This window comes from Pseudanabaena sp. UWO311 (genome assembly GCF_006937785.1).
Taxonomy (GTDB): domain Bacteria; phylum Cyanobacteriota; class Cyanobacteriia; order Pseudanabaenales; family Pseudanabaenaceae; genus Pseudanabaena.
Genome location: NZ_SJEE01000008.1, coordinates 62,005 through 76,783, shown reverse-complemented (window position 1 = coordinate 76,783; position 14,779 = coordinate 62,005). Strand labels below are relative to the sequence as shown.

Below are 14,779 nucleotides of genomic sequence, written 5' to 3'. Positions count from 1 at the left end.
CCATTTTGCTCCTTTAAATAAGTACAATTACTTACAAAACTCGGAGCACGGTAGGAATACTGTGTAAAGTTGGTAACTCACGAATTGATGAGATCGCTTGCTGAAAGTTGTACTCACTCACTCTTTGGGTTACTACCACGATTTCAGCAAGTCCATCATGAATGGTATTTTTTTGCAAAATTGCATTTAAGCTAACGCAGTGCTTGCCAAAAGCAGTTCCAAGATCGCCAATTACCCCAGGCTTATCATGGGTTAGCAATCTTGCATAAAACTGCGTTACTGTATTTTCAATTGGGGCAATTTTAGCGTAATGCTCGTGGGAACAGCCCATCAATTGATTGACGTTATTGGGCATAGATTTTAGTGCTGCGACAACATTAATAATATCTGCGACTACGGCGCTAGCAGTTGCGCCTGCACCTGCACCGGGACCAGAGAATACAACTTCACCGATGGGATCTCCCTCAATACGCACCGCGTTGGTTACACCATGAATATTTGCAAGCGGATGTTGGATGGGAATTAGGGTCGGATGTACCCGAATTTCCAGATTGCTGTCATCTTTGCCGCCAGTATTGCTATCAGTACGTCGCGCAATGCCTAAGAGCTTAATTGTAAAACCCAACTCTTTGGCATAGCCAATATCAGCACTAGTAATAGAGCGAATACCTTCACGATAAATATCTTCAAGTTTAATGCGATCTCCAAAGGCAAGACTCGCTAAAATTGCCATTTTGTCAGCCGCATCATAGCCATCGACATCAGCTGTAGGATCGGCTTCGGCATAACCTAACTGTTGTGCCTCGGCGAGGGTTTTGTCAAAATCAGCACCCTCAAAATACATACGACTCAAAATGTAATTGGTTGTACCATTAACGATCCCTGTTAATTCGCTAATGCGATTGCCGCCAAGACTTTGTTTAAGCGCTTGGATTACAGGAATACCGCCACATGCCGCCGCTTCCAACATCACATATACGCCTTTTTGTGTGGCTGCGGAAAAAATTTCGTTGCCATATCTAGCGATTACAGCTTTGTTGGCGGTAACAACGTGCTTACCATTAGCAATTGCCTTTAAGATCAAACTCTTAGCTGGCTCGATACCCCCAATAACTTCAACCACGATATTGATCGCAGGATCATTAACGATCGCCTCCAAATCATCTGTGACAATATTGGGATCAATCTCCACATCACGCTGCTTAGCTAGCGATCTCACACCAACGCGAGAAATTTCGATATTAGGTAGCAGGGGATGGCGACCCGCAGGGTCTTGGAGAATTTTGGCAACACCTGTGCCAACTGTTCCTAATCCGAGAAGTCCAACTTTATATGTCACAGTCTTAATTCGTTTTGATTTTTGTCTATTTCTATTAGCTTTTATTGTAGTTTTTTTGGGACGCTATGAATTTTAAAACCCAGAAAGTAGAAGGGGACGCTTTGCGTTCCCTTCTACTTTCTGGGTTTTATTATGATTAAGATTACGCAGCTACAGCAAATGCATCTTGAGAATTTCTATTTGATTCTTTAGCATTCGTAATATTTTGTTTCATATCTAAATCTGTAGCGATCGCTAGTTGATAGCAAGGAATCCTATCGCTATAAACTGAACCTGACATTATGCCTTCACATACTTCTAACAGAGAATCAGCAGATGAAGAGAATTGAATGCATTGATTTGGTAGAATGACTCTCTCAAAAAAAGCGGCATTAGTTTGAGATATGCGAATAATTTGCATTATTTCGCTTTCGTTACGATAAATACAAGTTAATTGATTAAGTTGATTTTCTAAGTTGTCAGTATTTATCTTTCGTGATTGAATATTAAACATTTTTTTAAACCTGCTAGTAGCTGCTAGCTCTGATAATTCATGATCCCAGATTACGAGATAGTCCCATGACTAGCAGTGACCTAGCGCACATATTCCAAGTTTCTTAAGCTTTGGGATCGCTTGAGCAACCGAAGAAAAAGACTTCGTTTTTTATTCAGTTAGTAATTTTTTGAGATCGCTTTACCATGAACTTAGTCAGATCCACGAAAGTATCCCGACGTAAATAAGGATAATCTCCGACCCACAGATTGTATTGGGGAATATATGCATCAGAAGTGATCCGACTAACTCGTCCAAAACGGCGATCGTTAGAAAATAGCAACATAAATACTGTTTGCTCAGGTCGAATCCGCTTCAGTTCTCGCTTCATCGGTAATCGCAAAGTTGTTACAAACTCTGTCTCATCACCAAGCTCAATATTTAAAAAACTTTCCGCGTCATAGCTAACATCCATGCGTCCCCGCGAGTCTACCTTTTCTGCACGAGCTAACACTTCCTGAGAGACATACACATCTAATACTTCAGCCTGCCAAAATCCGCAGTAGGCAAAACGCCTCAGCTTAGCATTACGAACACTCGCTAAGACAATTGGCTCCAACATCCAATACAGTCCGCCCAATGCTGCACAAACAAACATGATTAAGGCAGCAAAACTACTGGGATTATTCTCGTGGACACGGTTATAGAGAATTGTGAACACAATCACACAAGCGATCGAAATAGCTATACGACGAAATACACTCTGTCCATCTCCCCAGTAGTATTGATACTGCTCTGAGGTGGGTACGGCAGGAATAAGCTCATCAAAATTTTTGCGCTTGAGTGGAGTAATCATAATCTCTATTTTTGTGGGTTACGGCTACGCCTAATCTAAATACCTTGGCACAATTAAAAAAACTAGAACCAAAAACTGTACCGCCCGCGCAGCGGGCGGTACAGTTTTTGGGATTTTATATTTAATTATGCATAGTTACCTATTATGAAACCAATTTAGGGGTTTTCAGCACCCTAGGTGCTGAAAACCCCTAAATTGATTTTGCTAATAATGCAGCACCATAAGCCGCTTCGGTTTGGATAGATTGTTGCATGGGGATCTGTAAATAGCGATCGCGGATTTTTGTCCACGCCTGATTTTTTGCCCCACCACCTGCGGTATAAATTTGTTGAATCGGAGAAGCTCCTAAATTTTGCAGAAGTTTATAGCCCTCTGCCTCAATTCTTGCCATACTCTCCAGCAATCCATGCAAAAACTTGACAGGATCGTCAGGACGAGGACTTAATCTTGGTAAGAGTTCGGGATCATTAATCGGGAAGCGATCGCCTTTTTTTGTTAAGGGGTAATAGTCTAGCGGGCTAGAAATATTCGGATCAATGCAATCGCTCAAATCTTGTAACTGCTGATCTGTAAAAATTTGTCGCAATACCGCGCCGCCAACATTTGAAGCTCCGCCAACTAACCATAAACAGCCAAAATTAGGATACTCAAACCGATGACTATAAATACCGTAACGTGAATCATTGATCGGGCGATCGCTTAAGACCTTCAACACCATTGTCGAGCCAAGCGAAGTAACTGCTGTCCCGATCTCAGGTAGCGCCGTCCCAACACTAGCTAAAAAAGCCGCATTACTATCAGTCGTGCCTGCGCCGATCTCACAATCGAAGGGCAGATTTAATGTTGAGGCGATCGCTTGCTGAATTATGCTTACAGTCTTACTAGGCGCTAATACCTCAGGCAAAATTAACGCAGGATTTCGTAACGCCCAATCTCTTAGCCAAGCAGGATATTCTAAAAGGCTGGGATCGTAACCTAATTTCAGAGCATTGTGATAATCACTCACGCCCAATTTGCCATGCAGTAAAAACCCCAGCCAATCTGCTTGATGTAAAAAATACAAACTTGAGAATAAAGGTCTCGACTCTTCATTCTCAAGACAGAAAACTAATTTGGCAAAACTTGAAGTCGCGCTACAGACTGCTTGTTGTGATGGTGCAATTTTTTTCACTTGCTCTAAGACTTCTTGACTACAAGCATCGCTATAGATCATGGGTGGTGCGATCACTTTCCCATAGCGATCGCAAATTAAAACCGTTGCGGAAGTGCCATCAATGACTATTTTTTTTGTGTTTCGTCTAATTTCCTCAGGCAAACTAGCAATTACTTCATAAAGTGCGGCTTGCCATGTTTCATAATCACGAATGTCATATTCAGTGCGAGAGATCGCCAAGATTTCGCCATATATATTAATAGCGATCGCTCTTACTCCCGAAGTCCCAAAGTCAATCCCCACAAAGTAGTTCATAAATTCCTTATAAAGAATAGGAGTGACGCAAAGCGCCACTCCTATTCTCTGGGTTATACTAAGATTTTTTTAAAGGAATATGTTTTTCCAAACAAGTTTTAAGCATTTGTGCATCAAATAAAACTGGTAAGAAATGAATACTTTTTACTTCTTTAAAATAAAACAAAATCGGAAATCCAAACCAAAATACTTTCCAATCTTGCCACTCTTGATAAGGGAAAGTACGGAATTTTTCTTGCGATCGATAAACGTCTAAATCTGTTGCGGTAAATACTAATCGAATCGTAGCGGTTTGATAAACTAAAAACAATCCCAAAATTGCAACTACACCCGCAGCAATCGGTTGAACCAATATAAGTGGCAATCCTGCCAACATAATTACAACGGATATTGCATAGTTTGGGCTTAATTCTGTAGCCTGCGATGCAATATTTGGGTCAACAAAAGGGTTTGAAGTAGTCATAATGATTTAAATTATTGATTTCTATCTATAGATATACATTTAATTTTAAATCTATGGCTAACTTATTGGAATGATAGGATAAATATTAATAAGTTAATTGTATGCTTTAGTTTAGTTCGCTCTTCGCTAATCGCTACATTATCTTTCCCCTGTAATCTTTATAATAAGCTTAGGAAATGTCTATGAACTTATCCTCAACAGCGAATGACTTGGATCTCCCTTTGCATGAAGCAGCTAAAGATCCAAAAGTCTGGAGTCATCTCAAACAAGCGATCGCAACCAGTTCAGGATTTGACAAATGGCAGCGTTCGCGAAATGGTGACCCCAAAGGCGATCCCAAAGATGTTGTCGTAGTACAAGAAAGCGTTCTTGATGATCTCGTGCGTAGCTACTTACGTGAGACACTAGAAACGTTAGCGTATTAATTGCGAGATTTTCTTGTGAGCGAAACATCAGAAATTCAGTTTGAATCCTTAAGAGAGCAACTAGCTACAGATGATATGGGTATTCGGATGAAAGCCCTCCATGCTAGTCGCTCTCTTCCCGTATCTGAAAGATTTGATTTACTTACAATCGCTGCGATAGACCCCTATGCTCGCATCCGCTATGATGCAGTTAGCCAACTTGGCACAGTCGGTAATGTTAATTTAGAAAAATCCCTAGAAATTTTAAGCGATCGCCTATCAATCGATCCTGAAATTGATGTCCGTGCAGCGGCAGCAGCGTCACTTGGTTCTCTACAGCTTACCCAATCCTTTGATCTACTGAAAACTGCCTACGAGTCTACCAACGACTGGATGTTTCAATTTAGTATCATTGCTGCGATCGGTGAGCTAGGCGATCCTCAAGCGTTTGAGCTACTTGCCGAGGCATTACAAAGCCCTAATGAACTCGTTAAAATTGCTGCGATCGGCTCTCTTGGTGATCTTGGCAATCCTGCATCAGTCTCGCTATTGTTACCTCTGATCGACGATCCCGATTGGCAAATCCGACATCGAGTTGCACAGTCGCTAGTACAGCTTGGTGGCTCTGAAGCCAAAGTTTCTCTAGAAAAGCTTGCCAATGATCCCATGCCCCAAGTTGCTGAAGCAACGCGATCATTCTTAGACTCTGTATAAAACAAAAAAGAGCGCAGTGCGCTCTTTTTTGTTTTGTCATAAAAAGGGGCGCAACGCGCCCCTTTTTAAATTAATTTAGAAGGAGAATGTGGTACGAATTACGCCAACAGTCGCAGTACCATTAGCACTGGCGCTGTTTTGGTTGAATACAAAGTAAACACCAGGAGTGATGCTGATATTCTTAGAAACACGGAAACGATATAGAGCTTCCAGGTGATAAGGAGTATCAGTACTGCCTTGTGCAGCGCCACTAACACCAGTTCTCAATAGAGGCTGACCAAAGGAAAGCGCAGCAAGATCGCCTTCAGTGAACAAATCCTTAGCAGAGATTGCTGCTAACCAGCTAGTGAATGTTGTACCAGCAGTCGTTGCACCAGTAGAGTTAGCAAAAGTGTAAGCACCCCATGTATTGAAGGTAAACTTCTTGGTAATATCCCAAATCAAGCTACCAACAACAGTGTTGCTTGTAATACCACTAATCCCAGCAACGGCGGCAGCAGATCCACCGATAGAATCAACATTCAAACCAGAGCCAAGGCTGTTACCAACTGTGTAAGCATTTGCGTAACCAACTCCAAAAGTTAAGGCTTCAGAAGGCTTGATCACAAACTGAGCAGCAATCTTGGTGTCACCACCAGTTATTCCACCTTGCCCAGTAGCAGCAGCAGCGTTTGATGCGGTGTAAGCTGCTTGGAAGCTAATTTTGTCTGAAAGCGTCCAAGCAAAACCAGCGATCGCAGAGCCAGATGAAGTTGCTGCTGTGGGGCCGCCTCTAGAAGCAATACGAGTCAAGGGACTGAAACGACCAAAGCGAGAAATTGTACCTTGACCGTCGCTTTCGAGTGGGTTTAGAGGGTCAAGAACATCTTCTAGAGCGCCAATAGGTGCAACATATACCTTAAGGTTGTCGCCAACTGGGAACCTGTAGTACAAACGGTTAATTTCAAAACTGTTTGCAGAGGTAGCAAAGCCATCCCAAGATAGGCGAGTACTATTGCTTCCAGCTAAATCTGTAAAGTTAGCAGTGTTGCTTGCTTGTAAACGGGTTCTCAACAAATCCTTGCCAGTGAAACTGGTGTCTAAGTTGAGACGGACACGGTAGTTAAAAGCAATGTTAGTACTAGAAGGCGTGGTAACGCCATCAGAACCACCAACTAGACCGAAGATAGCTTCACCGCGTAGTTTGGTGGTGGTGGAGAATTGTTGAGCTTCGAGCTTAGCGGTCTTAGCATCAAGAGCATCGACACGACCACGAAGGGTTGCGAGTTCAGCAGCAAACTCTTCTTGGAGCTTTTGCAAAGTTGCGAGGTCTTCTTTGCTAACCTTGTCAGCCAAACCTGCGGAGATGATTTCGTTGATCTTGTCCAAGCAAGCATTCAAACCAGCAGCAAACTCGTAACGGCTAGTTGCTTGCTTACCACGAAAAGTGCGGTCAGGGTATCCAGCGATACAACCGTAACGCTCTACCAAGGATTGCAATGCGGTGAAAGCCCAGTCAGTAGGGCGAACATCGCTGAGCTGAGATACTGAAGTTACATTTTGAGCAACAGCACTAGGACGCAACTGAACTTGTTCGACAAGGGAATCAGCACCTACGGAGCGAACAACTTCAGAGTCTTTAGAAGCTTGAGCATTGGCAGCACCAGCAATAAGTGCAGATGCGGCAATAGCAGCTGAAACTGCTAAGCTATAATTTTTGTTAGAAAATTTAGACATATAAATAAATTACCTTTCCTCACAACATGACAATATTACACTTGTCTCAGTAGTGAATGTAGCAAAAATCGGTGTCAAAAGTTAAGTGTTTATCAACACATATGCTGATTATTTATAGCTAAACCTAACTTATGACATAGATTATTTCCTGCTTTTCTGATTTCTAAGCGATATTTCAATAAGTTATGGATTGCACTGAATTAAATCTAATAAACACCTAAAGATGGTACTTTTCTGTGCATCTACAATCTTTTACAGAAAATTTTGACCAAACGAGCCACAAAAAATTTATTCGTTCAAATTTGAGCGCAAAGCTTTAGGGATTGATTTGTCCTAAGACATTGAGATGCAGAGATCGCTGAATCTCAATGTCGAATAAAGTTAATATCCAAAATATTTGCTGGAGCAATTGGGCTAAAATAAGATCGGCAGGGGAAAACTATAGAAGCTAACTTTGCAAATTCGTAAGTTACCTAAGCCCTACAAGCATGGCAAAAAGCTAGAGCTAAACTCCCTACACAGATAATCGTAGATAATCTAAGATTTCTTGGGGAATGCACTTCGGGATAAACAGAAATATGCGTTTCGATCCATATTTCACTATCCTGCATTTAATCTGTAATCATGTCGCAGAGCTATCAAGATCGTCTCTAAGAAGATAGACTAACTTCCACAGTTTCGTTTTGACAATAAGTCGAATCTCTTAAAGTTGTCTGCCTGTTCTAATTGCCGAAAGCTTGATTATCGCTGATTTGCGATGTTGATATCTGCTTGTAGTTTGTGTTCGTAGGTTGCTACTTTGTTACCCCTCGTTTGCTCTAATTTGCTCACCTTAAACAATCGCTCGACCTTCGCCTCATGGAATTCTCGATTAATCAACTGTTAGACAATTTCTCTGATGACAAGCTAGTTACGCCCAAGGCGATCGAAAAAAAACTTGGGATTGGTGATGACAACAAAAGTGTTCGTCGGCTCCAAGTTGCTCTTGATGCACTCGAAAAAATTGGCATTCTCGAAAAAGACAAAGGTCGATATCGCCGCATCCACGAAGAAGGATTGGTCGAAGGTCGGTTGCGTTGTTCGAGCAAAGGTTTTTGCTTTGCGATCCAAGATGTCGAGGGCGCTGAAGATATATATGTGCGAGAGAGCCGCCTGAGCAATGCTTGGAACGGCGATCGCGTATTAGTGCGGGTAACTAAAGATGGCGTGCGCAGGCGATCGCCTGAAGGCGAAGTGCGTTTGATCCTTGAGCGATCAAATCCAACTTTACTATCAACCGTAAAGTTAACAGGTGATAGTTATCGAGCCGTGCCCCTAGATGATCGCTTGCTATTTGAAGTCGAACTTGTACCAGATGAGGAAACACCCGACCTAGATGTTGCTGTTGGCAAGCTTGTACATTTAGAAATGGTGAGATTTTCACTAGGCAATCACTTGCCATTGGGACGAGTTTTGCAGGTTTTAGGCGATGATGCTGAGTCAACGAATGATATTGATCTAGTCTGTTGCAAGCATAATTTACCAAGAAGATTCAGTGCCAAGGCTCTTACGGCTGCCGCAAGTTTGCCTAGAGGTGTACGAAAAGCCGATCTCAAGCATCGTCTCGATTTACGTAAGACCCTGACAGTCAGAATTGGTAATGCCGCCGCTATTTCGATCGCAGAGGTGGAAAGTGGTTGGGAATTGGGTGTACATATTCCTGATGTGGCAACTTATGTAACAGCAGGTTCACCTTTGGACTTAGAAGCGCAAAAGCGTCTACGTTCATTTTTCTTGGGTGATACGATTTTGCCGATGTTGCCAGAGATGAATGTATTTAATCAGCCTGAATATCTGACGATGTCAGTACTGATTAAATTGGATCACGAAGGTAATATGCTTTCGTTTGAGATTCAGCCTTCAGCAATATTGGTTCGTGCTAACTTAAGTTATCAGAGAGCCCAACAAATTCTTGATGGGAAAGAGGCAGTTGATGAAGATGCACCTAGCCAAGAAATTGATACAGAAGTAGAAGGATTGGTACATTTAATAGCTAAGGTGGGCTCTTTTCTCCAAGAGCGCTCTAATGCAATTAGACTAGTATTGCCACAGATTCCTTCTCAAGAAGCGGATGAGGGTGTGCGAGGATTGACAGTCGTTCCCTTAACTTTGCAGATCTCTGGAAATGTTACTGAAATAATGATCTTGGCAAACAAATCGATCGCTTCGCATCTCCAGTCTCTATCAATTCCAACCATCTATTTACGTCAAATTCCTCCCGATCAAGGAAAAGTTGATGACTGGACAAAGCTATTAGAGAGTATGGGGATTTCGGCGCTGCTAGAAACACCTGATCAGATCCAGATTGCCGATTTGCATCGAATTTTGGGGCAAGTTAGTCAGCTTGAACAAGAAGCGACTCGGGATATTCTCAAATATCTACTAATGTCTATGTTTAAGACCAGTGAATATGTACTTACACCATCACTGCACTTCGGCTTAGGCTTAATCGATCTTCCCTATGTGCATGGTGTGTTTCCCCAAAACCATTATGCTGATTTACTGATTCAGCGCATTTTGCATACTGTATTTGAAGAAGGTCGCGATCGCCGTAGCATCCGAATTAAGGATGGCGTAAATCTTCGCAGTTCTAGCGCTCATGGTCAGGTGAATTGGAGCGTTTTACCACCTGAGACAGAACGTCAATTGATTGAAGATCTAGAAGTCGTTGTGCCAAAGCTAAATCAAGCTGATGCTCTATATCATCGTTCCATTTCCGATCTTGATGGATTGCGGAAAGCAGAATTTATGCGATCGCATACAGGTGGGAACTTCTATGGCATCATCACTAGCGTTCAGTCCTATGGATTTTTTGTAGAGATTGAATCCCTCTTAGTTGAAGGTTTAGTCCATGTCAGTTCTCTTAAAGATGATTGGTATGAGTTCCCATTGATTAACGGCAAAGGCAGGGCAAGAGCTTCAACCCTGCTAGTTGGTCGTCGCAGTGGTCGTCAATATTGTTTGGGCGATCGTGTGGAGGTACAGGTTAAGGGAGTAGATTACTATCGCCAGCAAATCGACTTAGTTGCAGTAGTGAACACTGAGGGAGATCGCGACTTGTCAAATACCTCTGAATCTAATTTAGAATCTGAAGATAATTCAGAAGAATTTTCTGAAGAGATCGACACGGAAAATCTTGACTAATCGCTAACATAACATGATAGACAGAAGCAATGCTTCAGTCCATCATGCTTAAATACTGAATTGATTTAGCTCCTAATCACTCCTCTCCACGAGTTCTCCACCATGTCGCTTTCCCGCCTATTGGTGACCGTTCTAAACCGTCTTCAGCCTTCTGCGGAGACGGTTATGCTTGTTTCTGCGATCGCGGTGGGCGTAATCAGTGGTACTGGTGTAACCCTATTTCGCAAGCTAATTTTATTTACCCAAGAATTCTATTGGCATAAAATAGCCGTAGTTCTTAGCAATCAGTGGCACTGGGCAATCATCTTTATTCCGATGATGGGAGCACTAGTTGTTAGCCTTTTACGCCTCAAATTAGACAAATTAGATCAAGCTGAGTCTAAGGCTTCTAATCGTGAACTAGGGTTATCCTATTCGCAAGTTCCTCTAAAAACTGTGGCGGCTGCCCTTTCTCTGGGCGCGGGAGCTTCGCTAGGGCCTGAAGGTCCTAGCGTTGAGCTGGGAAGCAATATTGGATCATTGCTGGGCCAAATGCTGCAATTTTCTAGCGAGCGAATTCGATTACTGATAGGAGCTGGGGGAGCCGCAGGGCTAGCCGCAGGATTTAATGCCCCGATCGCAGGTGTATTTTTTGCTTTAGAGGTATTGCTGCGCGATTCCTATCGCACTAATAAATCCAGCCCCAACTCGGATGTCAGTGTTGTTGTTATTGCTTCAGTAATTTCGGCGCTGGTTTCCCAGATTAGCCTCGGTGAGCGACCAGCATTTAGTTTGCCTGTCTATGAGGTGCGCAGCTATTGGGAGTTACCGCTATATCTCGGTTTGGGTGTACTAGCCAGTGTCGTGGCGCTTTTGTTTACTCGATCGATTAAACAAGCTAAGAAATTTTTTGCTGGAGAATGGGCAATCGCCCCATTCATGCGAACCTTATCTATGCCAATCAAGCTGCTGATTGGTGGACTAAGCGTTGGCATTATCGCCTTAATTTTTCCTGAAGTAATTGGGATCGGTTATGAAACGGTGGAATCAATCCTGCAAGATACCCCTTTCACGATCCCTTTGTTAATTATTTTGTTGGTAGTTAAACTTTTGCTGACGGCGATTAGTTCTGCTAGTGGCTTTGTTGGCGGGATCTTTGCCCCTTCGATTTTTTTAGGAGCTGTACTGGGTAGTGTGTATGGACAGGCGATCGCCTATTTTTTCCCCGCCTCGATCCCGATCGCCGCTTCTCCAGCCTATGCCCTTGTCGGAATGGCAGCAGTTTTGGCGGGCACAGTTCGCGCCCCCTTAACATCTGTGTTGTTATTGTTTGAGATGACCCGTGACTATCGTATCGTTTTACCACTGATGGCAGCCGTTGGTCTTTGTGCATGGGTACTCGACCAAATTGACACGTCAAAATCCTCAGATCGGATGATTATGCAATGGTCGGGGCTACCAGCCGATATCGAAGTTCTCGAAAAAATCAAAATCGCAGAAGTCATGACCCTCAATCCTGCCTCGGTCAAATATTCGATGCCATTGCTACAAGCTGCTCAGTTTATTACCAGCGGCTATCATCACAGCGCTCTCGTATTTGATGATATTAATCACTTGCAAGGCATCCTCACCACACAAGATATTAAGCGAATTCTCTCGGCTCCTTCAAGCGATCGCCCGCTTGAAGAATTGACTGTGCAGAATATTTGCACTAGCGAAGTACTTTGCACATTTGCCGATGAATCTCTTGCTGAAGCCCTAAAACGCATGGCAGCTAGGGACTTGCGGCAGATGCCCGTAGTTGATCGCCATCAGCCCAAGCGTGTAATTGGAATGGTTGATCGCTTAGCAATTACAACCGCTTATAATACAGCACTAACAAAACGGGCGATTGCTGCTAGAATTACAGCGACTAAATCGACTGTAACTATTGCTAATCATACTCATACAGCTATAACTAGTGTTTCTAGTAATGGTTCTAGTAGTATTTCTAGCAATGGTGGTAATGACAAGAGCAACAATAAAGACAATAATTTAATTAATTTAAATAATTCTCTGAGTAACACTTTAGATAGCACTTTAACCAATAACTTAAACCGAGAGTCAGATATTCACAGTTCTGAGGCAATTTCCTCTTAAAATTTACGCAGAGATTGTCTTAAATATCTGGTCAATTAGCCCAAACAAGGATGTCATGGATAGCGAAGAAATACTAATTGAGTTTGTGGGAAATAGCGATCGCGCTAATGGTGAGTCGATTAAATCGGTCAACACCACTAAGATTAAAGACAGCATTCAAAAACTTGCTAGTTTAGTCCAGCAGCTCGCTACAGACAGTGCGCCGAGTCAAGCTAATGGGTTAGCACTAGATGAGGTGGAAATTTCGATCAAGCTCACAGATACTGGTGAAGCAATTTTATTAGGTGATGGTCAAAGCAAAGGGGCAATGACTTTAAGGTTTCGTCGTTCTAATAAAATACTGGCGATCGCCAATGATGATACAAATACTCATTCGCAGCAATTAAACTCAAATACAGGTGTTGACTATACGAAGCTAAAAGCTTTGCTATCTAATGGCAAATGGCAAGAAGCAAATCAAGAAACATGGAACGTAATGTGCCAAGCAGCAAATAAAAACATTGGCTCGGTTTTGACTGCTGAGGAGATGAAGCAAATTTCCTGTGATGATTTGCAAACTATTGATACTCTTTGGCGCAAGTATAGTAACGGGCGGTATGGATTCAGCGCTCAAAATCAGATCTATATGTCATCAATTCTGGGATAAATAAGTAAATGGACATAATTAATTGCAAACCCAAACTTGTAAGGTTGTGCCCCTTCGGTGCACAACCTTACAAGTTTGGGTAATTTACTTTGTACAAGTACTTATACAGCTAGCAGTCTCATGTAGAAGTTTCATAATCAACTCACAAGGCAAATCATCAGGGGTTAGTGTCATGGATCAGGATAAACAAAAACAGATTACAGGCTATTTTATTGAGGAAGCGAAAGAACATCTCCAGACAATTGAGTCAGGGTTGCTTGATTTAGAATCACTGATGGGGAACTCTGAATCCGTAAATGAAATATTCCGCGCAGCTCACTCAATTAAAGGTGGGGCTGCTATGTTGGGATTTAGCAGCATTCAACATGTAGCCCATAACTTTGAGGACTACTTCAAAGTTATGCGTGAAAACACTAACTTTCAAGTTGATCAAGATTTACAGACCCTCTTTTTACAAGCATTTGACAAGATGAAAGAACTTGTCGAGCATTTGCAAAGTCCTTATGGGCTAACCAAAGATGCTGTTGATACTGTCATGGCTGGTTCTGATCAAATCTTTGCGAATCTCAAAAGTCATCTTCAAAATTTAATCTCAGGAAAAGCAACCCAAGCAACTTTGTTAGAACCTGAGACCAAGATTGATACTAGGGGAATGTTGTCGGCATTTCAGTCAGAAGTCCCGCTCAAGTTGCGAAGTATGCTGGAGCTATTTAAACAGCCTGATAGTCCTCGCAGTCGCCAAAATCTAGGCGTAATTTGTGCTCAATTACAGCAAATAGGAGATCGCTTTGGTCTAGCGACTTGGACTGAGTTGATGGAATCGGTAAGCGCTGCGGTAGCAAATCCTAACAATCAATTCCGCGCCCTCGCACCAATTCTGATTAAGGAAATCAAACAGTCTCAGGAGCAAGTTTTGGCACAGAAAGCTCATCAAATTAAGGCATCACCTCAATTGATGCAATTAATCTCAGCTAATTTATCAGGTAGAACTGAAGCTTTGACAGTGCCTCTAAAAGCGCCAAAAATTGCTTCTGAGAATACTTCAGCTGACGAAGTAAGTAAGATTTTTGGTGCTGTAATAGAAGAAGATAAGGCAATGAAAGGTTGGCAAACCTTTAGTGATCGCGTTGGGTGGAGACAAAATGGAACTTGGATTGCATCCAATACTGTTTCTCCGCAAATTGCTCCTGATGGACATTTCCCTACACCGCTTTGGTTAGCATCATGGCATCAGTCCAAAGATCCTAAAGCGAAAGAATTTCAGGCTCAGTATGCGGCACTTTTAGCGAAGATTGCTAGTTGTAATATTAACTAAAGTCCATACATAACAAGGGCATTAAGCCCCTTGAATTTCTTTAGAAGAGGTAGCGCTTCGCGCTGCCTCTTCTAATTACAAAATT

The 14,779-nt window shown here is 42.4% G+C and carries 12 protein-coding genes; 6 read left to right on the top strand and 6 right to left on the bottom strand.

Annotated elements, in window-relative coordinates; genetic code table 11:
- Positions 1-31 precede the first annotated feature (31 nt).
- The 5 genes from PseudUWO311_RS08685 to PseudUWO311_RS08665 form a co-directional block, all read right to left on the bottom strand.
- Positions 32-1,339, bottom strand: a complete 1,308-nt coding sequence (locus PseudUWO311_RS08685) for a homoserine dehydrogenase (RefSeq protein WP_142654806.1) — start codon at positions 1,337-1,339, stop codon at positions 32-34.
- Between the two features lie 142 nt (positions 1,340-1,481).
- Complete coding sequence (locus PseudUWO311_RS08680; protein WP_142654804.1) at positions 1,482-1,832, bottom strand: DUF1830 domain-containing protein; 351 nt, start codon at positions 1,830-1,832, stop codon at positions 1,482-1,484.
- A 154-nt stretch (positions 1,833-1,986) separates the two neighbouring features.
- Positions 1,987-2,667, bottom strand: a complete 681-nt coding sequence (locus PseudUWO311_RS08675; RefSeq protein ID WP_142654802.1) for a hypothetical protein — start codon at positions 2,665-2,667, stop codon at positions 1,987-1,989.
- Between the two features lie 190 nt (positions 2,668-2,857).
- Positions 2,858-4,135 (bottom strand): FGGY-family carbohydrate kinase, encoded by a 1,278-nt coding sequence (locus PseudUWO311_RS08670; RefSeq protein WP_142654800.1) that lies wholly within the window; start codon positions 4,133-4,135, stop codon positions 2,858-2,860.
- A gap of 58 nt (positions 4,136-4,193) precedes the next feature.
- Positions 4,194-4,598 carry a DUF3119 family protein gene (locus PseudUWO311_RS08665; RefSeq protein ID WP_142654798.1) on the bottom strand — a complete coding sequence of 135 codons (405 nt, stop codon included), beginning with the start codon at positions 4,596-4,598 and terminating at the stop codon, positions 4,194-4,196.
- A 182-nt stretch (positions 4,599-4,780) separates the two neighbouring features.
- On the opposite strand from PseudUWO311_RS08665, the gene PseudUWO311_RS08660 reads away from it, so the two are divergent.
- Together PseudUWO311_RS08660 and PseudUWO311_RS08655 are read left to right on the top strand one after the other, a co-directional pair.
- On the top strand, positions 4,781-5,023 hold the full coding sequence (locus PseudUWO311_RS08660) for a hypothetical protein (protein ID WP_142654796.1): 243 nt from the start codon (positions 4,781-4,783) through the stop codon (positions 5,021-5,023).
- Positions 5,024-5,038: 15 nt separating this feature from the next.
- A complete protein-coding gene (locus PseudUWO311_RS08655) occupies positions 5,039-5,716 on the top strand; it encodes a HEAT repeat domain-containing protein (RefSeq protein WP_142654794.1) in 678 nt (225 codons plus the stop codon).
- A 75-nt stretch (positions 5,717-5,791) separates the two neighbouring features.
- Here PseudUWO311_RS08655 and PseudUWO311_RS08650 read toward each other — a convergent pair whose 3' ends face one another.
- Positions 5,792-7,432: an iron uptake porin gene (locus tag PseudUWO311_RS08650; RefSeq protein WP_142654792.1), complete on the bottom strand. Its 1,641-nt coding sequence runs from the start codon at positions 7,430-7,432 to the stop codon at positions 5,792-5,794.
- A gap of 858 nt (positions 7,433-8,290) precedes the next feature.
- Between PseudUWO311_RS08650 and PseudUWO311_RS08645 the strand changes: the two genes are divergently transcribed.
- The 4 genes from PseudUWO311_RS08645 (at position 8,291) to PseudUWO311_RS08630 (ending at position 14,694) form a co-directional block, all read left to right on the top strand.
- Entirely contained in the window at positions 8,291-10,615 is a 2,325-nt protein-coding gene (locus PseudUWO311_RS08645) for a ribonuclease R family protein (RefSeq protein ID WP_142654790.1), read from the top strand.
- A gap of 102 nt (positions 10,616-10,717) precedes the next feature.
- The gene (locus PseudUWO311_RS08640) at positions 10,718-12,733 is read left to right on the top strand and encodes a chloride channel protein (RefSeq protein WP_142654789.1); all 2,016 of its coding nucleotides are present in this window, start codon (positions 10,718-10,720) and stop codon (positions 12,731-12,733) included.
- 55 nt (positions 12,734-12,788) lie between these two features.
- Positions 12,789-13,379 carry a GUN4 domain-containing protein gene (locus tag PseudUWO311_RS08635; protein WP_142654788.1) on the top strand — a complete coding sequence of 197 codons (591 nt, stop codon included), beginning with the start codon at positions 12,789-12,791 and terminating at the stop codon, positions 13,377-13,379.
- 172 nt (positions 13,380-13,551) lie between these two features.
- Positions 13,552-14,694, top strand: a complete 1,143-nt coding sequence (locus PseudUWO311_RS08630) for an Hpt domain-containing protein (protein ID WP_142654787.1) — start codon at positions 13,552-13,554, stop codon at positions 14,692-14,694.
- Positions 14,695-14,779 lie beyond the last annotated feature (85 nt).

What these genes read in the sequence shown, in the direction of transcription:
- PseudUWO311_RS08635 (WP_142654788.1), top strand. Translation starts at nt 12,789, where the DNA reads ATGGATAGCGAAGAAATACTAATTGAGTTTGTGGGAAATAGCGATCGC.
- PseudUWO311_RS08645 (WP_142654790.1), top strand. Translation starts at nt 8,291, where the DNA reads ATGGAATTCTCGATTAATCAACTGTTAGACAATTTCTCTGATGACAAG.
- PseudUWO311_RS08650 (WP_142654792.1), bottom strand. Translation starts at nt 7,432, where the DNA reads ATGTCTAAATTTTCTAACAAAAATTATAGCTTAGCAGTTTCAGCTGCT.
- PseudUWO311_RS08670 (WP_142654800.1), bottom strand. Translation starts at nt 4,135, where the DNA reads ATGAACTACTTTGTGGGGATTGACTTTGGGACTTCGGGAGTAAGAGCG.
- PseudUWO311_RS08675 (WP_142654802.1), bottom strand. Translation starts at nt 2,667, where the DNA reads ATGATTACTCCACTCAAGCGCAAAAATTTTGATGAGCTTATTCCTGCC.
- PseudUWO311_RS08640 (WP_142654789.1), top strand. Translation starts at nt 10,718, where the DNA reads ATGTCGCTTTCCCGCCTATTGGTGACCGTTCTAAACCGTCTTCAGCCT.
- PseudUWO311_RS08680 (WP_142654804.1), bottom strand. Translation starts at nt 1,832, where the DNA reads ATGTTTAATATTCAATCACGAAAGATAAATACTGACAACTTAGAAAAT.
- PseudUWO311_RS08630 (WP_142654787.1), top strand. Translation starts at nt 13,552, where the DNA reads ATGGATCAGGATAAACAAAAACAGATTACAGGCTATTTTATTGAGGAA.
- PseudUWO311_RS08665 (WP_142654798.1), bottom strand. Translation starts at nt 4,598, where the DNA reads ATGACTACTTCAAACCCTTTTGTTGACCCAAATATTGCATCGCAGGCT.
- PseudUWO311_RS08660 (WP_142654796.1), top strand. Translation starts at nt 4,781, where the DNA reads ATGAACTTATCCTCAACAGCGAATGACTTGGATCTCCCTTTGCATGAA.